The organism is Enterobacter vonholyi (genome assembly GCF_008364555.1).
Taxonomy (GTDB): Bacteria; Pseudomonadota; Gammaproteobacteria; order Enterobacterales; family Enterobacteriaceae; genus Enterobacter; species Enterobacter vonholyi.
Genome location: NZ_VTUC01000012.1, coordinates 53,581 through 78,667 on the forward strand (window position 1 = coordinate 53,581; position 25,087 = coordinate 78,667).

25 protein-coding genes and 1 other annotated feature are annotated in these 25,087 nt (G+C 57.0%); of the genes, 15 read left to right on the forward strand and 10 right to left on the reverse strand.

Features of this window, described 5'->3' with window-relative positions:
* Window positions 1-45: 45 nt before the first annotated feature.
* The 3 genes from F0319_RS16445 to F0319_RS16455 all read left to right on the forward strand — a co-directional run bounded on the left by F0319_RS16445 (window position 46) and on the right by F0319_RS16455 (window position 3,279).
* Window positions 46-1,071 (forward strand): zinc-dependent alcohol dehydrogenase family protein, encoded by a 1,026-nt coding sequence (locus F0319_RS16445; protein WP_111964245.1) that lies wholly within the window; start codon window positions 46-48, stop codon window positions 1,069-1,071.
* A gap of 115 nt (window positions 1,072-1,186) precedes the next feature.
* The gene (gene yidA / locus F0319_RS16450; RefSeq protein WP_111964246.1) at window positions 1,187-1,999 is read left to right on the forward strand and encodes a sugar-phosphatase; all 813 of its coding nucleotides are present in this window, start codon (window positions 1,187-1,189) and stop codon (window positions 1,997-1,999) included.
* A 50-nt stretch (window positions 2,000-2,049) separates the two neighbouring features.
* On the forward strand, window positions 2,050-3,279 hold the full coding sequence (locus F0319_RS16455) for a YidR family protein (RefSeq protein WP_149367375.1): 1,230 nt from the start codon (window positions 2,050-2,052) through the stop codon (window positions 3,277-3,279).
* Here the strand turns inward: F0319_RS16455 and F0319_RS16460 are convergent.
* Window positions 3,276-3,608 carry a YceK/YidQ family lipoprotein gene (locus F0319_RS16460; RefSeq protein ID WP_096150942.1) on the reverse strand — a complete coding sequence of 111 codons (333 nt, stop codon included), beginning with the start codon at window positions 3,606-3,608 and terminating at the stop codon, window positions 3,276-3,278. The two genes, F0319_RS16455 and F0319_RS16460, sit on opposite strands and share 4 nt — an antisense overlap.
* 248 nt (window positions 3,609-3,856) lie before the next feature.
* Window positions 3,857-3,928: a sequence feature (ROSE (Repression Of Heat Shock gene Expression) occurs in the 5'-region of heat shock genes and acts as an RNA thermometer to modulate expression.), on the forward strand.
* Here F0319_RS16460 and ibpA point away from each other — a divergent pair.
* From ibpA to F0319_RS16475, 3 genes are all read left to right on the forward strand, one after another.
* Window positions 3,922-4,332, forward strand: a complete 411-nt coding sequence (ibpA, locus tag F0319_RS16465) for a small heat shock chaperone IbpA (RefSeq protein ID WP_008500162.1) — start codon at window positions 3,922-3,924, stop codon at window positions 4,330-4,332. (Overlaps the previous feature by 7 nt.)
* Window positions 4,333-4,465: 133 nt before the next feature.
* On the forward strand, window positions 4,466-4,894 hold the full coding sequence (gene ibpB / locus F0319_RS16470) for a small heat shock chaperone IbpB (RefSeq protein WP_008500161.1): 429 nt from the start codon (window positions 4,466-4,468) through the stop codon (window positions 4,892-4,894).
* A 165-nt stretch (window positions 4,895-5,059) separates the two neighbouring features.
* On the forward strand, window positions 5,060-6,721 hold the full coding sequence (locus F0319_RS16475) for a putative transporter (protein WP_149367376.1): 1,662 nt from the start codon (window positions 5,060-5,062) through the stop codon (window positions 6,719-6,721).
* Here F0319_RS16475 and F0319_RS16480 read toward each other — a convergent pair.
* Entirely contained in the window at window positions 6,689-7,435 is a 747-nt protein-coding gene (locus tag F0319_RS16480; protein ID WP_008500159.1) for a GntR family transcriptional regulator, read from the reverse strand. The two genes, F0319_RS16475 and F0319_RS16480, sit on opposite strands and share 33 nt — an antisense overlap.
* A 221-nt stretch (window positions 7,436-7,656) precedes the next feature.
* Here F0319_RS16480 and F0319_RS16485 point away from each other — a divergent pair, with 221 nt between their 5' ends.
* The 4 genes from F0319_RS16485 to F0319_RS16500 all read left to right on the forward strand — a co-directional run bounded on the left by F0319_RS16485 (window position 7,657) and on the right by F0319_RS16500 (window position 11,375).
* Entirely contained in the window at window positions 7,657-9,279 is a 1,623-nt protein-coding gene (locus F0319_RS16485; protein ID WP_149367377.1) for an alpha-glucoside-specific PTS transporter subunit IIBC, read from the forward strand.
* Window positions 9,276-10,598: a 6-phospho-alpha-glucosidase gene (locus tag F0319_RS16490; RefSeq protein ID WP_111964251.1), complete on the forward strand. Its 1,323-nt coding sequence runs from the start codon at window positions 9,276-9,278 to the stop codon at window positions 10,596-10,598. Before F0319_RS16485 ends, F0319_RS16490 begins: the two co-directional genes overlap by 4 nt.
* A gap of 92 nt (window positions 10,599-10,690) precedes the next feature.
* The gene (locus F0319_RS16495; RefSeq protein WP_149367378.1) at window positions 10,691-11,038 is read left to right on the forward strand and encodes a YidH family protein; all 348 of its coding nucleotides are present in this window, start codon (window positions 10,691-10,693) and stop codon (window positions 11,036-11,038) included.
* Entirely contained in the window at window positions 11,028-11,375 is a 348-nt protein-coding gene (locus F0319_RS16500) for a DUF202 domain-containing protein (protein WP_149367379.1), read from the forward strand. The genes F0319_RS16495 and F0319_RS16500 overlap by 11 nt, the downstream gene beginning before the upstream one ends.
* Before the next feature lie 35 nt (window positions 11,376-11,410).
* On the opposite strand, the gene dsdA is transcribed toward F0319_RS16500, so the two are convergent.
* A complete protein-coding gene (dsdA, locus tag F0319_RS16505; protein WP_149367380.1) occupies window positions 11,411-12,697 on the reverse strand; it encodes a D-serine ammonia-lyase in 1,287 nt (428 codons plus the stop codon).
* 17 nt (window positions 12,698-12,714) lie between these two features.
* Window positions 12,715-14,052: a D-serine transporter DsdX gene (gene dsdX, locus F0319_RS16510; RefSeq protein ID WP_149367381.1), complete on the reverse strand. Its 1,338-nt coding sequence runs from the start codon at window positions 14,050-14,052 to the stop codon at window positions 12,715-12,717.
* A 204-nt stretch (window positions 14,053-14,256) separates the two neighbouring features.
* On the opposite strand from dsdX, the gene dsdC reads away from it, so the two are divergent.
* Together dsdC and F0319_RS16520 are read left to right on the forward strand one after the other, a co-directional pair.
* On the forward strand, window positions 14,257-15,183 hold the full coding sequence (dsdC, locus tag F0319_RS16515) for a DNA-binding transcriptional regulator DsdC (RefSeq protein WP_149367382.1): 927 nt from the start codon (window positions 14,257-14,259) through the stop codon (window positions 15,181-15,183).
* A gap of 84 nt (window positions 15,184-15,267) precedes the next feature.
* A complete protein-coding gene (locus F0319_RS16520) occupies window positions 15,268-16,356 on the forward strand; it encodes a cellulase family glycosylhydrolase (protein ID WP_149367383.1) in 1,089 nt (362 codons plus the stop codon).
* On the opposite strand, the gene emrD is transcribed toward F0319_RS16520, so the two are convergent.
* The 6 genes from emrD to F0319_RS16550 form a co-directional block, all read right to left on the reverse strand.
* A complete protein-coding gene (gene emrD / locus F0319_RS16525; protein WP_149367384.1) occupies window positions 16,259-17,443 on the reverse strand; it encodes a multidrug efflux MFS transporter EmrD in 1,185 nt (394 codons plus the stop codon). The two genes, F0319_RS16520 and emrD, sit on opposite strands and share 98 nt — an antisense overlap.
* Window positions 17,444-17,618: 175 nt before the next feature.
* On the reverse strand, window positions 17,619-18,452 hold the full coding sequence (locus F0319_RS16530; protein ID WP_149367385.1) for an EamA family transporter: 834 nt from the start codon (window positions 18,450-18,452) through the stop codon (window positions 17,619-17,621).
* A gap of 62 nt (window positions 18,453-18,514) precedes the next feature.
* The gene (locus tag F0319_RS16535; protein WP_021242692.1) at window positions 18,515-18,961 is read right to left on the reverse strand and encodes a GNAT family N-acetyltransferase; all 447 of its coding nucleotides are present in this window, start codon (window positions 18,959-18,961) and stop codon (window positions 18,515-18,517) included.
* A gap of 64 nt (window positions 18,962-19,025) precedes the next feature.
* A complete protein-coding gene (gene tisB, locus F0319_RS22560; RefSeq protein WP_008500146.1) occupies window positions 19,026-19,115 on the reverse strand; it encodes a type I toxin-antitoxin system toxin TisB in 90 nt (29 codons plus the stop codon).
* Window positions 19,116-19,515: 400 nt separating this feature from the next.
* Window positions 19,516-21,924 carry a T6SS phospholipase effector Tle1-like catalytic domain-containing protein gene (locus tag F0319_RS16545; RefSeq protein ID WP_149367386.1) on the reverse strand — a complete coding sequence of 803 codons (2,409 nt, stop codon included), beginning with the start codon at window positions 21,922-21,924 and terminating at the stop codon, window positions 19,516-19,518.
* Window positions 21,912-22,508 carry a Tli1a family immunity protein gene (locus F0319_RS16550; RefSeq protein WP_149367387.1) on the reverse strand — a complete coding sequence of 199 codons (597 nt, stop codon included), beginning with the start codon at window positions 22,506-22,508 and terminating at the stop codon, window positions 21,912-21,914. Before F0319_RS16550 ends, F0319_RS16545 begins: the two co-directional genes overlap by 13 nt.
* 320 nt (window positions 22,509-22,828) lie before the next feature.
* Here F0319_RS16550 and ivbL point away from each other — a divergent pair, with 320 nt between their 5' ends.
* From ivbL to ilvN, 3 genes are all read left to right on the forward strand, one after another.
* The gene (ivbL, locus tag F0319_RS16555; RefSeq protein WP_057979964.1) at window positions 22,829-22,927 is read left to right on the forward strand and encodes an ilvB operon leader peptide IvbL; all 99 of its coding nucleotides are present in this window, start codon (window positions 22,829-22,831) and stop codon (window positions 22,925-22,927) included.
* Window positions 22,928-23,033: 106 nt separating this feature from the next.
* Window positions 23,034-24,722, forward strand: a complete 1,689-nt coding sequence (ilvB, locus tag F0319_RS16560) for an acetolactate synthase large subunit (RefSeq protein WP_149367388.1) — start codon at window positions 23,034-23,036, stop codon at window positions 24,720-24,722.
* A 3-nt stretch (window positions 24,723-24,725) separates the two neighbouring features.
* Entirely contained in the window at window positions 24,726-25,013 is a 288-nt protein-coding gene (gene ilvN / locus F0319_RS16565) for an acetolactate synthase small subunit (RefSeq protein WP_008500144.1), read from the forward strand.
* The last annotated feature ends 74 nt before the right edge of the window (window positions 25,014-25,087 follow it).

Here is a 25,087-nt window from a genome sequence, read left to right on the forward strand (position 1 = left end):
GCTAGACTGTCGGTACTGAAGCTTATTTGATCGCAGGAGAGAAAAATGACAGAGACAATGCAACGCTGGACGATGAACGCCCTCGGGCGCGAGAGCCTCACACTCACTCAGGAGCCCATTCCACAGCCAGGCCCGGGTGAAGTACGCGTGCGGGTGAATGCCGTTGCGCTCAACTATCGCGATAAAATGGTGATTGAAGGCACGATGCCGATTCCGCTCTCCTTCCCGTTTACCCCGGCGTCTGACATGGCGGGCGTCGTAGACAGCGTTGGTGAAGGCGTCACGCGTTTCCAGCCTGGCGCTCGCGTTATCTCAACCTTTTTCCCGGAGTGGATCGACGGTAAACCGCAGGCGGACGCGCGCAATTTGCCCTATAGAACGTCCGGCGGATACTTCCAGGGAATGCTGGCCGAATATGTGATTGTGAAGGAAGACGCGCTGGCGGTATCGCCGGAAACCCTGGATGACGCAGAGGCCAGCACCTTACCCTGTGCAGGGCTTACCGCCTGGTTCGCGCTGGTGGAACGCGGCCAGCTGCGCGCCGGGCAATCGGTGCTGGTACAGGGGACGGGCGGCGTGGCGATTTTCGCCCTGCAAATTGCCAAAGCGCACGGCGCAGAGGTCATTGTTACGTCCGGGAGCGATGAAAAGCTGGCGCTGGCCAAAACGCTGGGGGCCAGCCAGGGCATCAACCGCCTGAAAGGCGACTGGGCTGAAGAGGCGCTGGCGCTGACTCAGGATCGCGGCATTGACCATATTATTGAAACCGTGGGGGGCGAGAACCTGAAGCATTCCCTGCGCGCCGTTGCCGTTCATGGACGCATATCGGTCATTGGCGTGCTGGCCGGAACTGACATTTCACTCTCTGCTGGCGAACTGTTGCTGAAATCTCCCGTCATTCAGGGGATCGGCGTAGGACACCGCAGGGCGCTGGAAGATTTCGTTCGCGCTGTTGACGTCACGGGACTGAAGCCGGTGATTGAGCATCGCTACCGCTTTAACGAGCTTGAACAGGCACTTGAACATCTGGATCGCGGCGCGTTTGGTAAAATCGTTCTCACCCGCGAGTAAGCCTTTGTTCCCCGGGATAAACGTAAAAGGGGTGTTCCTGTTGCGCAATGTAGCTCTATTTTTGTGTGCTTAATCGCGTTAGCATGAGGCAGCACTCATTTATTCCGGGGAACTCATGGCTATCAAACTCATTGCAATCGATATGGACGGCACGCTGCTGTTGCCGGACCACACCATCTCTCCAGCTGTTAAAAACGCGATCGCCGCGGCGCGCGCAAAGGGCGTGAATGTGGTTCTGACCACGGGGCGTCCGTATGCTGGCGTGCACAGCTACCTGAAAGAGCTGCACATGAATCAGCCGGGTGATTACTGCATCACCTATAACGGCGCGCTGGTGCAGAAAGCCGCAGATGGCAGTACGGTTGCGCAAACCGCGCTGAACTATGACGACTACCGGTTCCTGGAAAAACTGTCCCGTGAGGTGGGTTCCCACTTCCACGCCCTCGATCGCAATACGCTTTACACCGCCAACCGTGATATCAGCTACTACACGGTACATGAATCCTACGTTGCGACCATTCCGCTGGTGTTCTGTGAAGCCGAGAAAATGGATCCGGCGACCCAGTTCCTGAAAGTGATGATGATCGACGAGCCGGAGATCCTGGATAAGGCGATTGCACGCATTCCGGCCGAGGTGAAAGAGAAATACACCGTGCTGAAAAGTGCGCCGTACTTCCTCGAAATACTCGATAAACGCGTCAATAAAGGCACCGGCGTTAAATCGCTGGCTGACGCGCTGGGCATTAAGCCGGATGAAATCATGGCTCTGGGCGATCAGGAAAACGACATCGCGATGATTGAATACGCGGGCATGGGCGTGGCGATGGAAAACGCTATTCCGTCGGTGAAAGAAGTGGCTAATTTTGTCACCAAATCCAACCTGGAAGACGGCGTTGCCTACGCGATTGAGAAGTTTGTGCTGAACTAAACACCCGCTTGCTATACCCTGATGCGATAACTGTGCATCAGGGTATCCTCATGAAACAAATCACCTTCGCTTCCCGCAACCACCAGCTGACCAACATCAATACCTGGACGCCGGACAGCCAGTGGCTGGTCTATGACGTGCGCCCGTCAGGTGCGTCGTTCACCGGTGAAACCATCGAGCGGGTCAACGTCGGCACGGGTGAGGTGGAGGTGGTTTATCGCGCCACTGACGGCGCGCACGTCGGCGTGGTGACCGTTCATCCCACGCAGGAAAAATACGTGTTTATCCACGGTCCGAAAAACCCGGATGCAGACTGGCACTACGATTTTCATCATCGTCAGGGGGTGATTGCGCATCACGGCCAGTTGAGCAACCTGGACGCGATGGATATCACTTCGCCGTACACTCCTGGCGCGCTGCGCGGCGGAAGCCACGTCCATGTCTTCAGCCCGAACGGCCTGCTCGTCAGCTTTACCTATAACGACCACGTGCTCCACGAGCGCGATCCTAAACTTGATTTACGCAACGTCGGCGTGGCGGCGCCTTTCGGTCCGGTAAACCCGCAGGGGAACCATCCCCGTGAATACCCGGGCGCTTACTGGAGCGTGCTGGTCAGCCGCACGACGCCCAATCCGCAGCCGGGCAGCGACGAGATTAACCGCGCTTACGAAGAGGGCTGGGTGGGCAACGACAGGCTGGCGTTTATCGGCGATACCCTGTGTGCAACCGGCGAGAAAGTGCCTGAACTTTTTATTGTTAATCTGCCCGAAGACGAGCAGGGCTGGAAGCGTGCGGGCGATGCGCCGCTACAGGGCACGACGGATACCCTGCCAGCGCCGCCAGCGGGAGTAGAACAGCGTCGTTTAACCTTTACGCATCAGAGGGCGTATCCGGGTCTGGTAAACGTGCCGCGTCACTGGGTTCGCAGTAATCCGCAGGGGACACAGATTGCGTTTCTGATGCGGGATGATAACGGCATTGTGCAGCTGTGGCTGATCTCGCCGGAGGGCGGCGAGCCGCGCCAGTTGACGCGAAACGGAAGCGATATCCAGTCTGCATTTAACTGGCATCCTTCCGGCGATCGTTTGGGGTTTGTGCTCGAAAATAGGATCGCGTGCTGCGACGCACAGACCGGAGAGGTGACGTTTTTGACGTCCGATCACGGCAATCCGCCATCTGCTGATGCGGTCGTGTTTTCTCCGGACGGGCGCGTTATTGCATGGATGGAAGAGACAGCCGGTTTCCGTCAGCTTTGGGTAACGGAAACCGCGCAGCGCTAGCGTGGAGGCATGTCAGCGGGCGGGATGACGGCGTTTGTCGCCAGATTCTCCTGCTCGCTTTTTTCTACCCGTGAGCGTACGGAGTTGTCCTTACGAAACATATCCCACGGCAGCAGAAGCGTATCCGCCACGGCCGTAAACGGCATATCGAGGATTACCAGGGATTTTGTGCCCCAGTTTGTATCGTCATCGGAGAGCATCGTCGCGCTGGCTCGCGTCCCCGGATATGTTCCTTCTTTACCGCCGGTGTGAGACATCACGCTCGAACACCCGCAAAGTAAAACAACCCCGCTGAACGTCGTCAGCTTTATCAGAACATTTTTCATCATCACTCAGTCATCGTTAATGGCACTGCATAGACCTTCAACTCAGGGTTATAGCGAGCCTTATCCAAAATGGATAGCCCGATAACCCCGCACTGTGGCAGCCATCGCAATTTAACCCTTTGTGCTGTTGTCCCAGTCTAAGCGAGATGCAGGAAAGTGCAAAAAAAAGTGCAGGTGTCGTTCTTGAAAAGGCCGATTGCAGACCCATTTTAATGATGTGGCCCGATAACGAACTCGCCTGATGGGTGTTCGGGGGCGCAAAGGCCTGTCCATGGTGGAAGGCTTCAACTTCTCGCTGATTTCAGGAGTTTTATTTATGCGTAACTTCGATCTTTCTCCGCTATACCGTTCTGCAATTGGTTTTGACCGTCTGTTTAACCATTTAGAAAATAACCAAAGCCAGAGCAACGGCTACCCTCCATACAATGTTGAGCTGGTCGACGAAAACCACTACCGCATCGCCATTGCCGTCGCCGGTTTTGCAGAAAACGAACTGGAGATCACCGCGCAGGACAACCTGCTGGTGGTGAAAGGTTCCCATACGGCCGAGCAGAAAGAACGTACCTACCTTTATCAGGGCATCGCCGAGCGCAACTTTGAACGCAAGTTCCAGTTAGCCGAGAACATTCACGTGAAAGGCGCGAACCTGGTCAACGGCCTGCTGTTTATCGAACTGGAACGTGTGATTCCGGAAGAGAAAAAACCGCGTCGTATCGAAATTAACTAATTATGCGGGTCGCGCGAGCGGCCCACCCGGACTTGTTTGCCGTAACGGGAGCATATGCGAATCCACCTGGATTTGCAGGAACAACTGCGCACAAAAAATTGTGCCGAACTCGCTTCTCAGAAGGAGATTTAGTATGCGTAACTACGATTTATCCCCCTTGCTTCGTCAGTGGATTGGTTTTGACAAACTGGCTAACGCCCTGCAAAACACCGCTGAGCAACAGACTTTTCCGCCTTACAACATCGAAAAAAGCGACGATAACCACTATCGCATCACCCTGGCGCTGGCCGGCTTCCGCCAGGAGGATCTGGATATCCAGCTCGAAGGCACGCGTCTGACCGTGAAAGGTACGCCGGAGAAACAAGAGACCGAGACCAAATGGCTGCATCAGGGGCTGGTTAATCAGCCGTTTAGCCTGAGCTTTACTCTGGCAGACCATATGGACGTCTCCGGCGCAACGTTTACAAACGGGCTGCTGCATATCGACCTGACCCGTAACGTGCCGGAAGCCATCGCGCCGCAGCGTATCGCCATTAGCGACCGGCCGGCGTTAAACAGTTAACAGTGTGCGGGCTGGTGCCCTCATCCCGGCCCTCTCCCACAGGGAGAGGGTGAAAAGATAAAGCCCTGCCACGACAGGGCTTTTTTGTGCGCCATCGCCCATACAACCGCCCACGGCTCTGAGAGAATCCTTAGCATAACTAAGGTTATGCCAAGGAAGTGGATCATGAGTGATATCGCGTTAACCGTAAGCGTGTTGGCCCTGGTCGCTGTTGTTGGCCTGTGGATAGGGAATATCAAAATCCGCGGCGTCGGGTTTGGGATAGGCGGGGTACTGTTTGGCGGCATTTTTGTCGGGCACTTTGCCGACAAGCTCGGGCTGGTCCTCAGCGCCGAAATGCTCCACTTTACCCAGGAGTTCGGCCTGATCCTCTTCGTTTACACCATCGGTATTCAGGTGGGACCGGGATTTTTCGCCTCACTTCGGGTCTCCGGATTACGGCTCAACCTGTTTGCCCTCGGCATTGTGATAATGGGCGGGCTGGTCACAGCGATTCTGCACAAAATCTTCGATATCCCGCTCCCCGTAGTGCTGGGCATTTTCTCCGGGGCGGTCACCAACACGCCTGCGCTCGGCGCGGGGCAGCAGATCCTTCGCGATTTGGGTATCGAACCCGGCATCGTCGACCAGATGGGGATGAGCTACGCCATGGCCTATCCGTTTGGCATTTGCGGCATTCTGCTCTCCATGTGGCTGGTCCGCGTCCTGTTTCGCATTAACGTCGACAAAGAGGCGAAGGACCATGAAACCACGCTCACCAACGGCCATATGCCGATCAAAACCATCAATATTCGGGTTGATAACCCTAATCTGAATAATATGGCGATTCAGGACGTGCCGATCCTGAACAGCGCCAATATCATCTGCTCCCGCCTTAAGCGCGACGATATGCTGATGGTCCCCGCACCCGGCACCGTCATTCAGCAAGGCGATCTGCTGCACCTTGTCGGTCAGCCCGGGGATTTAAATAACGCGCGGCTGGTGATTGGTCAGGAAGTGGATACCTCGCTCTCAACCCGCGGCACCGATATGCGGGTGGAGCGCGTGGTGGTAACAAACGAGCATGTTCTCGGCAAGAAAATACGCGATCTGCAGGTAAAAGAGCGCTATGACGTGGTGATCTCCCGCCTCAACCGTGCGGGTGTCGAGCTGGTCGCCAGCCCGGAGGCCAGCCTGCAGTTCGGGGATATCCTCAACCTGGTCGGTCGCCCCTCGTCCATTGACGCCGTGGCGGATATGGTGGGCAACGCCCAGCAGAAACTGCAGCAGGTGCAGATGCTGCCGGTGTTTATCGGTATCGGGCTCGGCGTGCTGCTCGGTTCTATCCCTGTGTACGTGCCGGGCTTCCCGGTGGCGCTCAAGCTGGGTCTGGCGGGCGGGCCGCTGATTATGGCGTTGATCCTCGGGCGTATCGGCTGCATCGGCAAGCTCTACTGGTTTATGCCGCCAAGCGCTAACCTGGCGCTGCGCGAGCTGGGCATCGTGCTGTTCCTTGCGGTGGTCGGGCTGAAGTCCGGCGGGGATTTCGTCGACACCCTGATCAAGGGCGAAGGGATGAGCTGGGTCGGTTACGGCATCTTTATCACGGCGATTCCTTTGCTGACGGTGGGCATACTGGCGCGGATGTTCGCCAAAATGAACTACCTGACGCTGTGCGGCATGCTGGCGGGTTCCATGACCGATCCGCCCGCGCTGGCCTTTGCCAACAACCTGCACGCCACCAGCGGCGCGGCAGCGCTCTCCTATGCCACCGTCTACCCGCTGGTGATGTTCCTGCGCATCATCACTCCACAGCTACTGGCGGTGCTGTTCTGGGGGATGAGCTAGTAAATCTTCCGGGTGGATGCGCCGCAAATGGTAGTCCACCTGGTAATCGCTGGTATTTCGGAACATCACGGAATAATTAAGGAACTCGCCGCTGTCGCTGTAGGAAAGCGAGGTGATACGCAGCAGCGGCGTCTGTTCCGGCAGGTTCATATAACCGGCCAGCTGTTTATCGGCCAGCACGGGCGTCAGGCTCTCGTAGTTGCCGCTGATGGTGATCCCGCACTCCTTCTCGATGTAATCAAACTTTGACCCTTCAAGATGCGCCAGCGACAGGTTGCGAAACAGCTTCACCGGCATAAAGCTGTCCTCCAGCATCAGCGGTTTTCCGTCCACGTAGCGCACCCGTCTGGAAAAGTAGATCCGCTCATCCACCTGAATCCGCAGCTGGCTGGCGATGGCGGGCGGGGCGGGCATCACTTCGAACTGTAAGACCTTACTCTGCACCTCTTTTCCCTGCTGACGCAACACCTCCACCAGCCCGGTCAGGTTGGTGGTTTCGTGGTGAACGTCTTTGCGCGACACAAACGTTCCGCTACCGTGCCGCCGTTCAACCAGCCCCCAGCTCACCAGCAGATCCAGCGCCTTGCGGATGGTCATTCGCGCCACGCCAAATTCCTGCGCCAGCGCTTTCTCGCCCGGCAGCGGGCTGCCGATGTTGTAGTCAGACGAATTCAGCCGCAGCCGCAATCTGTCAGCAATGGATTTGTAGATCACCAGTAGACCTCTCTGCCATTATCAGGGCGTGGATGGCGTCCTGACATGTCCATATTTACCGTAAAAAGTAGACCTGATTGGTCAAAATAAAACCATGAATGCGATCACGAATCGCAGCGGCACGCCATGTTCGCGCATCAGTAAGTTCTTATGCTCACCTCAGGCCAGCAAAAAACCATAAAGGCCTCTACCCCTACAGGTTGTTTCATGAGGATTTAAAAATGCTCAGTCAAATACAACGTTTTGGCGGTGCCATGTTTACCCCGGTGTTGCTGTTTCCGTTCGCCGGGATCGTGGTGGGAATCGCCATCATGCTTCGCAACCCGCTGTTTGTCGGCGAAGCCTTAACGGCCCCCGATCATCTTTTCGCGCAGATTGTTCACATCATCGAAGAGGGCGGCTGGGCGGTGTTCCGCAATATGCCGCTGATTTTTGCCGTCGGCCTGCCGATTGGCCTGGCGAAGCAGGCGCAGGGCCGCGCCTGTCTGGCGGTGCTGATTAGTTTCCTGACCTGGAACTACTTTATCAACGCGATGGGGATGACCTGGGGCCACTTCTTTGGCGTCGATTTCTCCGCCGAACCGACGGCAGGTAGCGGGCTGGCGATGATTGCCGGGATCAAAACGCTCGATACCAGCATCATCGGGGCCATCGTGATTTCAGGCATCGTCACCGCCATCCACAACCGCTATTTTGACAAGCCGCTGCCGGTGTTTCTGGGGATTTTCCAGGGCAGCTCGTTTGTCGTTATCCTCGCATTCTTCGTCATGATCCCCTGCGCCTGGCTTACGCTGCTGGGCTGGCCGAAAGTGCAGATGGGCATTGAGTCCCTGCAGGCGTTCCTGCGCTCTGCCGGGGCGCTGGGCGTGTGGGTGTATACCTTCCTGGAACGCATTCTGATCCCAACCGGATTGCACCACTTCGTCTACGGTCCGTTCATCTTCGGCCCGGCGGCGGTGGAAGGGGGGATTCAGGTCTACTGGGCACAGCACCTGCAGGAATTCAGCCAGAGCACCCTGCCGCTGAAAACCCTCTTCCCGGAAGGCGGCTTCGCCCTGCACGGTAACTCAAAAGTGTTCGGTTCGATCGGGATTGCGCTGGCGATCTGGTACACCGCGTCGCCGGAAAACCGCGTCAAGGTCGCGGGGCTGCTGGTCCCGGCCACGCTTACCGCGGTGCTGGTGGGCATTACTGAACCGCTCGAATTCACCTTCCTGTTTATCTCGCCGCTGCTGTTTGCCGTTCACGCCGTGCTGGCGGCGACCATGGCAACGGTGATGTACACCTTCGGCGTGGTCGGCAACATGGGCGGCGGCCTGCTGGACCAGTTCCTGCCGCAAAACTGGATCCCGATGTTCCATAACCACGCCGCGATGGTCTTCACCCAGATCGGCATTGGCCTCTGCTTTACCGGGATCTACTTCGTGGTCTTCAAAACGCTGATTGCGCGTCTGAACCTGAAAACGCCGGGCCGGGAAGAGAGCGAAATCAAACTCTACAGCAAGGCCGACTATAAGGCGGCGCGCGGGCAAACCACCGCCCCGGCGGCGGCCAGCCAGCAGGTCGGACAGGCCGCCGGGTTCCTGCAGGCGCTTGGCGGCGCGGCCAACATCGAAAGCATCAACAACTGCGCCACCCGCCTGCGCATCGCCCTGGTCGATATGGCGAAAACGCAAAGCGATGACGTCTTCAAAGCCCTCGGCGCCCACGGCGTGGTGCGACGCGGCAACGGCATTCAGGTGATTGTCGGCCTGCACGTTCCTCAGGTGCGCGACCAGCTGGAATCGCTGATGAAAACCCCCTTAACGAATGAACAAACCACCCTGACAGAGGCTATATCATGAAAAAATTCTCAGTTGTCATTGCAGGCGGCGGCAGCACCTTTACGCCTGGTATCGTCCTGATGCTGTTAGCCAACCGTGACCGTTTCCCGCTGCGCGCCCTGAAGTTTTATGACAACGACGGCGCGCGTCAGGAGACCATCGCCGAAGCGTGCAAAATCATCCTTAAGGAGCAGGCTCCGGAGATTGAATTCAGCTACACCACCGATCCGAAAGCGGCGTTTACCGATGTCGATTTCGTGATGGCGCATATCCGCGTGGGCAAATACCCAATGCGTGAAAAAGATGAAAAAATCCCGCTGCGCCACGGCGTGCTGGGCCAGGAAACCTGTGGCCCGGGCGGCATCTCCTACGGCATGCGCTCTATCGGCGGCGTGCTGGAGCTGGTGGATTACATGGAGCAGTACTCCCCAAACGCGTGGATGCTGAACTACTCCAACCCGGCGGCGATTGTCGCGGAAGCCACGCGCCGTCTGCGTCCGAACGCCAAAATCCTCAACATCTGCGATATGCCGATCGGCATTGAAGGGCGCATGGCGCAGATTGTCGGCCTGAAGGACCGCAAAGAGATGCGCGTGCGCTACTACGGCCTGAATCACTTCGGCTGGTGGACGTCGATTGAAGACCTGAACGGCAACGATCTGATGCCGAAGCTGCGCGAATACGTGGCGAAAAACGGCTATGTTCCGCCTTCGGAGGATGCGCACACCGAAGCGAGCTGGAACGATACGTTCGCTAAAGCAAAAGACGTACAGGCGCTGGATCCGGACACCATGCCTAACACCTACCTGAAGTATTACCTGTTCCCGGACTACGTGGTCGCGCATTCCAACCCGGAACGCACCCGCGCCAATGAGGTCATGGATCACCGTGAAAAGCATGTGTTCAGTTCCTGCCGGGCGATTATCGAGGCGGGCAAATCCTCCGCCGGTGAGCTGGAAATTGATGAACATGCGTCGTACATCGTCGATCTGGCGACGGCAATTGCCTTTAACACCCAGGAGCGGATGCTGCTGATTGTGCCTAACAACGGGGCCATCCATAACTTCGATGCCGACGCGATGGTTGAGATACCGTGCCTGGTCGGTCATAACGGTCCTGAGCCGCTTACGGTGGGCGATATTCCACACTTCCAGAAAGGGCTGATGAGCCAGCAGGTGGCAGTGGAAAAACTGGTGGTGGATGCCTGGGAGCAGCGCTCGTATCAGAAACTCTGGCAGGCGATTACCCTGTCGAAAACCGTGCCGAGCGCGTCCGTCGCGAAAGCGATTCTGGATGACCTGATCGAGGCCAACAAGGATTACTGGCCAGAGCTGCACTGATCGTCCTGACCGACATCGCCCGATGTCGGTCTCCTTGTCCTTGTCAATTTACGCTATGCTGAAGCCTGCCCGTAGCTCGACAAGGAACCTTCATGAAAATTTCCCGCCTCGGCGAAGCGCCGGACTACCGCTTCTCGCTGGCTAATGAACGCACGTTTTTAGCGTGGATCCGCACCGCGCTGGGATTCCTTGCCGCAGGGGTGGGTCTCGACCAGCTCGCGCCTGATTTTGCCACGCCGCTGATTCGCGAGGTGCTGGCGCTGCTCCTGTGCCTGTTTGCGGGCGTGCTGGCGGTTTACGGCTATCTGCGCTGGCTGCGCAATGAGAAGGCGATGCGTCTGAAGCAGGATCTGCCCTATACGCGCGGGTTATTCATCATCAGCGCGGTTTTGCTGGCGGTGACGGGCGTGGTGATGGTGCTGGTGTTCTATGGCGGATAGCCGCAAAGCGCGACGGGAAGCGGACCCCGGCCTGCAGCCTGAACGGACGTCGCTCGCCTGGCTGCGTACGTTGCTGGGGTATGGCGCGCTGATTGCCCTGGCGATTAAGCACAACTGGCACCATACCGGGGTGCCGTTCTGGATCTCGCTTGTTGTGCTGGCGCTGGTGGCGATTGTTTTATGGCGCTATACCCGCAGCCGTAACCTGATGGACGTGGCGCAGAACGACTTTGTGCAGCCGAAGGCTGTGCGGGATAAATTCCTGATTGCGCTGGCCGTGCTGTCTCTGTCTTTACTCTTCGCAGTGACTCACATTCAGCAAATTGTGAGCTTTTAAAGCCCGGTGGCGGCTACGCCTTACCGGGCCTACGATTAGCGGCCTTTTGCTAAATACTTCGCCATCTCGTCTTCCGGCACCATCCCACCGCCGGTCGCCCACACCAGGTGGGTAACGTTCGCACCGGCACTGACGCGCAGCGGCCCGGCCATCCCCGCCAGCGCCGACGGTTCCAGACGAATGCCTTCCTCCTGCGCCAGCCAGCCGAGCATGTCGTACATGCTCTGATCGGAAAGCGTATAGAATCCGTCGAGCAGGCGCTCCATCGCGCGGCCCACGAAGCCGGAGGCACGTCCTACCGCCAGTCCGTCCGCCGCCGTCACGTTATCAATGCCCAGGTCCTGCACGGCAATTTCATCGTGCAGGCCGGTGTAAACCCCCAGCAGCATGCACGGGGAGTGCGTGGGCTCCGCGAAGAAGCAGTGAACGTTGTCGCCAAAGGCCAGCTTCAGGCCAAACGCCACGCCGCCGGGGCCGCCGCCGACGCCGCACGGCAGGTAGACATACAGCGGATGCTCCGCATCCACCACGCGGCCCTGTGCGGCAAACTGCGCCTTCAGCCGCTCGCCTGCCACCGCGTAGCCCAGGAACAGGGTGCGGGAGTTTTCATCGTCAATGAAGAAACAGTTAGGATCGCTTTCCGCCGCTTTGCGTCCCTGCTCCACCGCCACGCCGTAATCCTGCTCGTATTCCACGACGATCACGCCGTGGCTGCGCAGTTTGGCTTTCTTCCACTCGCGGGCGTCGGCGGACATATGCACCGTCACCTTAAAGCCGATGCGGGCGCTCATAATGCCGATGGACATACCCAGGTTGCCGGTTGAGCCCACGGCGATGCTGTACTGGCTGAAGAAGTCCTTAAAGCGCGGCTCCAGCAGAACGCTGTAGTCGTCTTCAACGCTCAGCAACCCGGCTTCCAGCGCCAGTTTTTCCGCGTGGGTCAGCACCTCATAGATACCGCCGCGCGCTTTAATCGAGCCGGAGATCGGCAAATGGCTGTCTTTTTTCAGCAGCAGGGTGCCGGGAATGGCCTTGCCGGACTCTTTCTCCAGCCGCGCCTGCATTGCCGGAATCGCGACCAGTTCGGATTCAATAATCCCGCCCGTTGCCGCCGTCTCCGGGAAGGCTTTCGCCAGATAAGGCGCGAAGCGTTTCAGGCGAGCGTGGGCGTCGTCCACGTCGGCTTTGGTCAGCCCGACATAGGGCAGCCCTTCAGCCAGCGTCGTGGTGCGCGGGTTAAGCCAGGTGGTTTCTTTCAGGGCAATCAGATCCTCAACCAGAGGAAACTGTGCGGTTAAAGTAGTGATAGTTGCGTTTTCCATAATACGTCTCTTCGCGCTCAGATAATGAAAGAAAGCAGGAATGTGCCGCCAAGTGCAAGCACCGAGGCGATAAACGTCGCCGTCGTATAGTATTTGAAGGTCTCATTCAGGGTCGCGCCGCAGTATTGCTTCACCAGCCAGAAGAGAGAATCGGTCACGATCGTGCAGCCAATCGCGCCGGAACCGATGGCAATGGTGATGATCTCCGGGCTGACGTTCGGGTAGAGCGGCAGCATCGGCGCGACTATCGCCGTGGCGCCCATCATCGCGACTGTGGCGGAGCCAACCGCGGCATGCAGCACCAGCGCCACCAGCCAGGCGAGCAGGATAGGGTGCATGTGCAGGTTAGAGAGAATTTGCGCCAGCGAGTCCGCCAGCCCGCTGGTTTTCAGGATGGCGTTGAACGCGCCGCCCGCGCCGATAATCAGCAAAATGTTGGCGATAGAGCCGAAGCCATGCTCCGTATGGGTTAGCATCGCGCCCATGCCCATATGCTGGCGGATGCCCAGCAGGTAGTAGGCGACAAACACGGCGATAAACATCGCGGTGATGGGGTTGCCGATAAACTCCAGCAGCGTATACAGCGTGCCGTCTTTTGCCATGTTCAGTTCGGCGATGGTCTTCACCAGCATCAGGGCAATCGGCAGCAGCACCGTGAACAGCGTGGCGCCCAGCGACGGCAGGGTGTGCTCTTCCCGCACCTTCAGGTCTGAAAATTCTGCCGGAACCGGTTTAAACGGCAGACGATTGCCGAGCAGCTTCAGGAACAGCGGGCCACCGACCATAGAGGCCATCAGGCCCACCAGCAGGCCGTAGACGATCACCGTCCCGACGTCCGCCCCTAATTTATTGGTCACAAACAGCGCGGCCGGATGCGGCGGCACCACGCAGTGCACCGCCATCAGCGCGGTACAGAGCGGAATGGCCAGCTTAAGCAGCGACGTGTTGGTCTTTTTGGCGATGGAAAACGCCAGAGGGATCAGCAGAACCACGCCCACTTCCACGAACAGCGTAATGCCGCAGATTAGGCCTACCAGCACCATAATCACGTCTGCCGACAGCCAGCGGCAGCGCTGCAGGGCGATCCCGATGCGCTCTGCCGCGCCCGAAACCTCCATCATCTTGCCTAGAATGGTTCCAAGGCCGATAACCGCCGCCAGAAAGCCCAGCGTGCCGCCAATCCCGCTCTCGATGGCGTTTACCATATCCAGCGGGCTCATTCCCATCATTGCGCCGACGAAAAAGCTCGCCAGCAGCAGCGCGAGGAATGGGTGAAACTTCAGTTTTACGATGGTTAAAACAATCAACACGATGCTGACAAGCAGCGTTGCCACAACCCAGACCTGAGATCCCATATCTCACCTCATCCTTATGTCATCTGGGGGTATTGGACGAAAAAGCGGCGTGGGCTGACAAACGATATAATTTGGCGTTCAGATGAGCCAGATTGAATCAAGTGAGTGACTATGCTCTAAAAAACGCACTTAATCTGCATTAGGGTCACATAAATTCACCCAGGAACGGTATGCTGAGCGCAGAAAACACGCGTGAGAATTGTGATGACCGATGCAAATGAAGCCAGAAACCGGCTATTAAACGGCTGGCAGCTGTCGAAAATGTACACCTTTGAAGTGGCTGCCCGGCATGAATCCTTCGCGCTGGCGGCGGAGGAACTGTCGCTTAGCCCCAGCGCGGTAAGCCACCGCATCAACCTGCTGGAAGAAGAGCTGGGTATTCAGCTGTTTGTCCGTTCGCACCGTAAAGTCGAACTGACGCAGGAGGGAAAGCGCGTTTACTGGACGCTAAAATCGTCCCTCGACACCCTGAATCAGGAGATCCTGGACATCAAAAACCAGGCGCTGTCCGGCACGCTGACGGTCTACTCCCGGCCATCGATCGCTCAGTGCTGGCTGGTACCCATGCTGGGTGACTTTACCCGCCGCTATCCGTCGATTTCGCTCACCATCCTGACCGGCAATGATTACGTCAATATGCAGCGAACGGGTGTCGATCTGGCGCTTTATTTCGACGATACGCCACCAAACCATCTGTCTCATCACTTCCTGATGGACGAGGAGATTTTGCCCGTCTGCTCCCCGCGGTATGCCCGCGAGCATGAACTGCTGAAAAAACCTGATAACCTCAGCCACTGCACGCTGCTGCACGACCGTCAGGCCTGGAGTAACGATTCCGGTACGGATGAATGGCTGAGCTGGGCGCAGCACTTTGCGGTGAATATGCCGCCATCGTCGTGTATCGGTTTCGATCGCTCTGATTTGGCGATTATTGCGGCCATCAATCACGTTGGCGTCGCGATGGGCAGAAAGCGGCTGGTGCAGAAGAGGCTCGAACGGGGCGAGCTGATCGCCCCGTTTGGTGACAAGACCCTGAAATGCCATCAGCACTACTATGTCTCGACGCTTTCTGGCCGTCAGTGGCCGAAAATAGACGCCTTTATCGGCTGGCTGAAAGAACTGGCAGGTTGAAGAATTATTACGCTTTCGCTCTACACCAAATGTGAAAAAGCGTGCTAAATACAGGTAATGCTTTCGATTTATCCAGGGTAAACCGTGTTAAAGCCTTTTATTGCCTTTGCATTACTGATCTCTTCCGGCTGGGCGATGGCCGCTGAGCCGCCGCTGACGGCTGCCCGTTATGCGCAGCAGCTGGGCGTCGGGATGGATGTGGACTGGGCGCGCACCGAACGCGGCATACGTGAATTCGACCCGCTGGTGGTCCGCGATTTTCGTGCAAAAGGCATTACCCACGTGCGCATCCGCGTGGCCGATGAGCCGACGGAAGCGCGGTTAATTCACCTTCGCAAGCTGGTAGAAGCCTGCGAGCAGTATGGCGTGATCCCGATAATTGCTTATCAGGCTGATGAATATAAAAACGACCCGAAAGCCGATAACGAGAAAGAGACGGTCAACTGGTGGATTGCCGTGGCACACTATTTCGGCCAAAGCTATCCGCAGCTGGGTTTTGATCTCATCTATGAGCCGGCCGACAAGCTTAACCACAGCCTGGCGTCGCTAAACCGCGTGTATGAAAAATCTATTAAAGCGATCCACGACATCGACCCCCAGCGCATGATCTTTATTGCGCCGCGCCTGCGTGCCGCACCGGAGGATTTATCCAGCCTGAAGCTGCCTGCGCACAGCCAAAACTACCTGCTGGCGGAGTGGCATATTTTCCCGTGGGGGCCGCTGAAAAATGGTGGTAAATACCCGTGGACGTCCGGCACGGCGGCGGAGAAAGCGGCTATCCATAATCGCATCAATACCGCCCTGCACTGGCAGCAAAAAACCGGTCACGTTAGCTGGGTCGGGGGCTGGGGCGTGGGGGAGTCAAACCACCTTACGCCAACCGCTTCGCAAATGGCCTTCGCCACCTTTATGGCCTGCGAACTGCAAAAAGCGAAAATCCCGTATGCGCTTAACGCGGATTTCCAGTTTTACGACGGGGAAGAGGGGGCATGGCGGCCTGCGCCAGAGCCCTTACTGCAGGCGATGATAACGCCTGCCTGTGAAAAGCCCGGCGAGAAGCCGGGCCATCATGCGCTTAAACCGGCTGCTCGTGATGCGGAACGCGCGACGCCAGCGGCAGCCAGCACAGTAAAATCAGCAGCCCCATCAGCGTCATCAACAACCCCAAACTAGACTGCCCGGTCTGCGGCATCATAGCCGAGAGCCAGGCCAGCGCGCCGGAACCGATGTTCTGCAAACCGCCCACCAGCGCGCCCGCCGTGCCTGCGAGGAACGGGAACGGCTCCATCGCGCCGCTGGTGGCGAGCGGGAACAGCATCCCCGCGCCGAAGAAGAACAGCGCTGCCGGGATGAGCAGCGTCCAGACGGTCATCACGCCAAACAGCCCTGGGATCCACATCATCAGACCCGCCAGCAGGCAGCTGATCACCGACTGCCACATCAGGGTGGAGAAGCGCTTGTTCTGACGCCCGGCAAACCACGCGCCGAAGAACGCCGCCGGGATTGGCAGAATAAACAGAATGCTCACCACCATGCTGCTCAGGCCCAGCCCCGCGCCCAGCAGCACGCCGGAGCAGGCTTCAAACACCGCGATGCCCGCCAGGCCGCCGATCAGCATCAGCAGGTAGCAGGTGAACGCGCCGTTGCCGAACAGCGTTTTATAGCTGGCGATAAGCTTCGTGCGCGGCGCGTCCTGCGGCCGCGTTTCCGGCATCCAGCGCGCCATGCTGAAGGTAACAATCATGCAGAGCACCAGCAGGAAGGCGTAGCAGGCGCGCCAGGACCACATAGTGTCCAGCAGGCCGCCAATCAGCGGGGCCAGCAGCGGGCTGACCAGAATCCCCATATTCAACAGACTGTTAGCATGACGGAGCTGGGTACCCTGATACATATCGCGCGGTAAGGTTCGCGCCATCACCCCGCCAACGCCGGTTCCGACGCCCTGTAGAGCGCTGGCGGCAATCAGTACGGTCAGGCTGTGGGTGGTCATCGCAATCACGGTCGCCACCATGAAAATGCACATACCGACTAAAATCACCGGACGGCGTCCGATACGGTCGGAGAGCGGTCCATAGAACAGCTGCGAAACGCCATAGGTCAGCAGGTAGGCTGCCATCACGCTTTGTACCGAGCCCTCGCGGACGTTTAATTCCTTTGCCATGTCGGCAATCGCCGGAATGTAGATGGTTTGCGCCATCTGACCGACGGCCACCAGTAACACCAGCATCAACAATAAGTTAACGTTCCGTTGCTTTTTCATGTCGCTGAATACTTTTGCCAAAAGAGAGAAATGAAGAATAAGTGACTGCGAATTCCCATAAATGCGCGAGGAATCTACCACAGAGAGATGACAAATTAAGCATTGTCGTGGTGAATGAAAAAAACGTGAAAGGCAGGATTTGTAAACAAGAACGGCAACTAATGTTGCCAGTGATTTACGCCAGACGTAGCAAAATGGCGCCGCCGGCGATACCCAGCGCCGCCGCGATGCGCAGGCCCGCAACCTTCTCTTTTAAAAGGACAAACGCGATTAGCGCGCCGAAGAGTATGGAAGTTTCACGCAGCGCCGCAACTACCGCCAGCGGCGCCTGCGTCATCGCCCACAGCGCCAGACCGTAAGAGCCCATGGTGCCAACCCCGCCGAGCAGCCCCTTTTTCCAGTGCAGGCGCAGGTAGCCGGACGCCTGGCGCCGACGCGCCACCATCGCCCAGCCGAGCAGGCAGAAGCCGTTCATAAAGAAGGTCCATAGCGTATAGCCCAGCGCGGTGTCCGACAGCCGCACGCCGGTGCCGTCCACAAGCGTATACCCGGCAATAAAGCAGGCATTCAGCAGCGCCAGCCAGATCCCTTTGCGTGACTGCATGCGCCCGTTCATCGCCATCGCCAGAATCGACAGGCAGATCACCCCAATGCCGGACCAGGCGAGCCAGGATAGACGATCGCCGAGCGCCAGCACGCTGATCAGCGCCACCAGCAGCGGGGCGGTGCCGCGCATCAGCGGATAGGTCTGGCTCATATCGGAAACCTGATAGGTCTTCGCGACCAGCACGGTGTACACCACCTGTAAGGCGCAGGAGACTAACAAAAACGGCCAGCTTGCAGCAGAAGGCTGTGGGGAAAACGGCAGTAAGACCAGAGCGATAACCGTGGCGGATCCGCTGACGCTTATTGCGGAATAGAGCTTGTCCGTTCCGGCCTTAACGATGGCGTTCCAGCTGGCATGCAGCAGCGCGGCGAAGAGCAAAATGCAGAATACGGTGATGGTCATGGCGTATCGGGTGGTGAATTGTCACTCAACTGTAACATTCACGCCCTGAAGCTGCCAGCCGCTTACACCGCACAAAAAAGGCGGTGCGTCACCCGCGGTTCGTCCGAGACCAGCGTAAATCCTGCCTGGCGATAAAACCCGTAGGCAGCGTCCGGCGCATGGGTATTGAGGAAATCAAACCAGATGCTGGCATCGGCCATCACCACGGTCAAAAGCTGCTTGCCAATTCCCAGCCCGCGGCACTTTTCGCTGACGTAGAGATGGCGAATACGTCCGGCGCGCGGCTGCTGGCTGAACGGATCGCGATTCAGACCGCACACGCCGACCAGCTTGCCGTTGAGAAACGCGCCTAACAGCTTTTCGCCCGGCGCGTTAAAGCGGTTCTCACCCCGCTGCCAGCTCTCTTCGAGCCTGCGCAGCATATTGAAATTCAGTGCAATACTTTCCGCCTTCAGGGCGATATACCCCGGCTCGTCTGGCGTGACAGGCTCAATTAACAGACGCGACATAGCATTCCCTCGTTATTAAAGAGGGGCGGTTGCCCGCCCCTCTCAGGTGCGACTTGAACCTGAATTACCGAACGAATTTCAGGACAGCATCAAGCAGTTGCAGTACTGCAACAATGAGTTTGAGGATAAGTATCACCATATCCACTACGCTCATACGCGTCTCCTTTTGGTTAAAAGGAGCACGATGCTGGCGTACCTTTCCGCCGCCTGTTGCCAGCACCTGGATTGACGTAACACAGTGTGCTCACTTCAGGGGTTAAGGCACTGACGGCACCACCCGTTTCAGCCAGGACTTCGTTGCGCCGGTATAACTGCGGCCCCCTCGCTCACTGCGAACACCCTCAGTATAGATAAATACTGTATGTATGAACAGTATTTTTTGGACAAAATCAGGAAGGTGATCCATACTCAAAAACGTCAAAATCCGTGCCGGAATTGCGCGTTCGTCTTCGATCGCGTATACTTTTTGCGTTGACGTAACACAGTGTGTTCTGCGGCAACCAACCGCAAAACCCTGATAAAAACCTCGCTCCGGCGGGGTTTTTTGTTTTCTGTCAGTCTGAATAATTCATATTTTCAACGTAAGACCGTATTGCGGCTCTCTTTTGTTCAAAGGCCATTTCCTCCGTTTTTTGACACTCTGCCAGGGCTGCGGCAGGGTAGTGAACGCAGGGTATTTGCCGGGTTTTATCCTGCAGTACCCCCAGCGGATATCCCGTGCTGGCATCAAGGACAGAAATGTGTTGTTCGACGGGGGCAGATGGCCCCTGCCCGATATTTTGCAATTCAATAAGAAACTGGACCTCGTGCGTTGAGATGGGGTAACCCAGACCCGCAACATAGCCCAGCATGGAGAGTGGCTTAACCTGTTTACTCGTCGCTTCGCCGAAATAGATCATACGGTAGATAAAATAACTGCCCCAGGGTTCGCGCGAGCCCAACGCGCTGTGCATAAACCAGGCGCGGGAATCATGGATTTGATCATCAAAAAGCGCTCTTGTTAGTCCTGAGGGTTCATTGGCATTGCTCTGTTCCCCTTGTGGTGGAAACAGTGTTTCCAGGTGTTGTTTCCCTGCCTCTTTGATCTTTTTAAACTCAACAGGAATGTCATCCTGGTTAAAGGCAAAAACAAAACCTTTGAAGTAATCGAGTACGGCGTAGGTTGTGCTTTTTGCCTGAGTACGAGAAACGTCCTGATAGTCCTCTTTGAACTCGAATGCGGCCTGTAAAAGCTGTGTTTGTCCGAGCAAGGCATCAAAGTCTTTAGAGCCTGTCTTAAGCATCACAAACTGACCCTGCGGGTGGCTACCGAGCTGTTTAATTCGCTCTCTTTCTGCATCTTTTTGTAATTTTTCGCGTTCTCTTTCCCGTTCCGCCCTTTTACCAGGATCGTTATCCTGATTTTGATTATTGGCTGCGGCGTCGTGATAAAAGCGCTGGCTCCGGAATGTTTCCTGGGCGTAGCGATTGATGCGCCAGGCGGTTATCCAGCCGATTTGGTTTTCAAGCGCTTCGATGATATTGACTCGAGCGCGAACGGGGGAGTAGAGGGTTGCCTGTTCATCGGGAACGCCACTTTCGGAAGGAGGTAAATCAAGAGTGAGCTGGCGCCAGGCGTTGAAGCGTTGGATTAGTAAGGGGTCAGTACTAAATTCGTCAACCAGGGCTTCTGGCATAATTCTCCATAAATCTTTTTGTAAATCTTCAGGGAGCGACTCTTTTTGGACTTTTAATGGGGCACCTGAAGTAAAGGCTGCTGCGTATATGTCGTTTAAACAAAGCTGTGATAATAAGAAATCATCGACATTAGCATTTGCTTTCCCCTGATCGCCTGGTGGGTACCCGCCCCCAATATCAGAGTGCATGCCAGGATAAACCACCTCTACGGCATATTCAGGATATCGCCCGTCAGCACGACAGATTGAATCGAGTGGGAAGCACAACCGCTGATCGTGAGCCGAAACCAGATGCACGCAGCGCTTAATCAGCGCATTGTCCGGCAATTCCATCGTTCCGTCGGCCCAGCCCATATGACCTTCCGCTACCGGGGCAATATGGGCAATCCCTACGGAAGCGACCGTATCCAGCAAACCTAAAAATTCAATGCTAATCGGAATTTCACCCTGTTTTGTCGCCAGGTAAAAAGGTTGTAAGGCCCCTGCTCGGGAAGGCGAAAGCAGGGCGTTAAGCCAGTTAACAAAGGCCCGGGCCGAGGCCGCTCCGCGCGAGAAACCGTAAACATAGAGCTTGATTCCCAGCAGCTTAGAGGTGCCTGGCGTTGGCTGCGTTAACGCGGTCTCCAGCGTTTTACCCAACCCGTTTAACAGCCGGAAAAGCTCTCTGTGGCGGAGGTATTCTCCGTGAACGTTGGAGTGTGAGTAGTTGGTGGCCATAGCCTGAATGGAGTGCCAGTTTTCCTCATCGCTCAGCTTGCCAAGCCCAAGCGTACGTCGCAGAGCGTCTACCAGCCGAAGCAGACCCCAGTTGATGCGCTCCTCGCCGTAAGCTGCGTATTTCAGGCCTGCATCACTGAAGTCGAGATCCAGCACCTCCGGAAAAGGCGTCCCCACGCCGGGAATATAGTATTTGTAATACTGGTTGCGCGCGACGCCTTCCTGATCGACCAGCTCTGCGTTATGCGCGCCGGTTCCCCCTGCATAGCCTTGTCCTATGGTGGAACGGAACAGGCGAGCGATATTGGTCGGATGAGGCGGGGTCGATTCATAGAGGTCATGATTCATGTTGTTGCCCGTACCGTCAAAGAAAAGGCTGATATGGAGCGTTTTACAGCAGGGAGGCAAGACGCGTCGGTTGGCAGCCGTGCAAAGCTGGTTGTGGTATTGCGTTTCCAGACTGCCTTGTTCCCTGCAGTTTTGCCCAAAGTGAGATCTAGTACTAGGTAATCTACCTCTTTCCGGAAACTCAGGAGGGTACCAGACATTATCAGGGTTCAGTTTGGACATACTTTGGGCTTCTCCATATGCACGGGGTCTTTGACGGGATAATCAGGGCTGCCGTAGTCGGCACAGCTGGTGGTGACCTTCACCTGGTCACAGGGCAGGAAGTGAACGGTAATACCGCAGGTTTTCTGGCCGGTGTAATCGGGGACCGGAACGCTTTGAGTATGTTTTTTATTAAACCCTTTGATTATTGCTCGCCACTCACGGCGTTTATCTGCATATTCCTGCCATGCCTTGTAACGCTCATCCCGGTTCATCCCGGTGGTATCTGGTTCATCAGGCTGCGGGATCTCAGGCACATCGCTGGCAAACGCGACGCCCGTTTCCCAGTCAACCTGCACCGTCATTCCGGGCGTCCACGGCCCGCTCACGCCAAAGCAGCATCCTCCACCTCCACCCGAATACGGGCCGATAATATCGAGGCCGGACTGCCCGTTAACGCTGAAGCGGTTGATGGCCCAGCTGGTGTGGTTAATGGCTTCAATGGTTCCGCCTCCGCCGGGCGGGGCTGGTTCCGTTTTTACGGGCTGGTCGCATCCCGCCAGTAAAAGCAAAGCCGCGAAAAGCATTGTGTTAAACTTATTCATGTTGTCTTCCTTAACACCTGCCTTTATCCCTCGGCACGCTCTAGTATTTTTGTAGTTGTTCTTAGGTTCGAAAAATCATAACCACATAAAGCCTGCGACAATACCCTCGAGCCGCTATTTTCAGATTTTCATAAGAAATTAATATGTGACTGAACCTAATAGTGTTTAGGGCAAATTTGAGAGGTGAAAACGGAGAGCAAACCCAACAAACGAAACGTGATCCCTGACGCATTTTTGCGCAGATGAAAATTTTTCCATTGTCACGCCCGAAAACCTGTGTTTGTATAAATTCAATCAATGAATCCAAACACAGGTCCCCAATGACTTCATCCATCTTCACTTCGACCCTACTAAAAACTGCGCAACCAGCCGCAGTGGTCGTCGTGCGTGTGGTGGTGGTCGTCGGCAATGCGCCGTAGGGACTGGATCAACACACGAATCCAAAACCCCGCCGGCGCAAACCGGGCGGGGTTTTTCGTTTAGGACCCTCCCCGGAAAGTCGGCCCAGAAGAAAAGGACTGGAGCATGGCAAGTTCGGGCACAACATCCACCAAGACGCGTTTTACCGGCGCGCAGCTGATCGTTCATCTGCTGGAGCGACAGGGCATTACCACGGTTGCGGGCATCCCCGGCGGCACGGTGCTGCCGCTGTACGATGCGTTAAGCCAAAGCACGCAGATCCGCCACGTGCTGGCGCGCCACGAGCAGGGGGCAGGCTTTATCGCTCAGGGCATGGCGCGTACCCAGGGTAAACCGGCGGTCTGTATGGCCTGCAGCGGGCCGGGCGCAACCAACCTGGTGACCGCCATCGCCGACGCGCGCCTCGACTCCATTCCGCTGATCTGCATCACCGGCCAGGTACCGTCCTCGATGATCGGCACCGATGCGTTCCAGGAAGTGGATACCTACGGCATCTCTATCCCCATCACCAAACATAACTATTTAGTTCGCGATATCAGCGAGCTTCCTCAGGTTATCAGCGATGCGTTCCGCATTGCGCAGTCCGGCCGCCCGGGCCCGGTGTGGATAGACATTCCTAAGGATGTCCAGACCGCAGAGATCGAGATCGACGTTCTGCCGGAGCCGGGTGAGCGAGCCCCCGCGCCGGAATTCAGCGCTGAGAGCGTGCGCGACGCTGCCGCCATGATTAACGCCGCCAAACGCCCGGTGCTCTATCTGGGCGGCGGGGCGATTAACGGCGCAGATGAAATCCGCGAGTTTGCAGAAAAAGCCAACCTGCCGACTACCATGACCCTGATGGCGCTGGGCATGCTGCCAAAAGCGCACCCGCTGTCCCTGGGCATGCTGGGCATGCACGGCGCGCGCAGCACCAACTACATCCTGCAAGAGGCTGATTTGCTGATTGTTATGGGCGCGCGTTTTGATGACCGGGCGATTGGCAAAACCGAGCAGTTCTGCCCGAACGCGAAAATCATTCACGTGGATATCGATCGCGCTGAGCTCGGCAAAATCAAACAGCCACACGTGGCGATTCAGGGGGATGTGGCGGAAGTACTGACGCAGCTGATCCCGCAAACGGATGCGACCGATCGCGCCGACTGGCGTCAGCTGGTGGCCGATCTGCAGCGTGAGTTCCCGGGCGCTATCCCAACCGAAGGCGATCCGCTGAGCCACTACGGACTGATCAACGCCGTGGCCGCCTGCGTCGACGACAGCGCGATTATCACCACCGACGTCGGCCAGCATCAGATGTGGACCGCCCAGGCCTATCCGCTGAACCGTCCGCGCCAGTGGCTGACCTCCGGCGGTCTGGGAACCATGGGCTTCGGCCTGCCTGCGGCGGTCGGTGCAGCACTCGCCAACCCGGACCGCAAGGTCATCTGCTTCTCCGGTGACGGCAGCCTGATGATGAACATTCAGGAAATGGCGACCGCGGCCGAAAACCAGTTAGACGTGAAAATCATCCTGATGAACAACGAGGCGCTTGGCCTGGTCCACCAGCAGCAGAGCCTGTTCTACAAGCAGGGCGTGTTTGCGGCGACCTATCCGGGGATGATTAACTTTATGCAGATTGCTGCCGGCTTTGGCCTGCACACCTGCGATCTGAACGCGGAAGAGGATGCCCACGCGGCGCTGCAGGCGGCGATTTCTCGTCCGGGCCCGGCGCTGATCCACGTCCGTATCGACCCTGAACAAAAAGTGTATCCGATGGTGCCGCCGGGTGCGGCAAATACTGAGATGGTGGGAGAATAAGCCATGCAGAAACAACACGATAACGTCATTCTGGAACTCACCGTCCGCAACCATCCCGGCGTCATGACTCACGTCTGCGGGCTGTTTGCCCGCCGCGCGTTTAACGTGGAAGGCATTCTCTGTCTGCCGATTCAGGGCAGCGAGCACAGCCGCATCTGGCTCCTGGTGAACGATGACCAGCGTCTGGAGCAGATGATGGCGCAGATCGACAAGCTGGAGGACGTCACCAACGTGGCGCGCAACCAGTCCGATCCCACCATGTTTAACAAAATTGCGGTGTTTTTCGAATAGATCGCTCATTGCTTGAACACCCGCGCGCTTATCGTTAAGGTAGGCGCGTTTTTTTATCCGCCCGCCAGGAACGC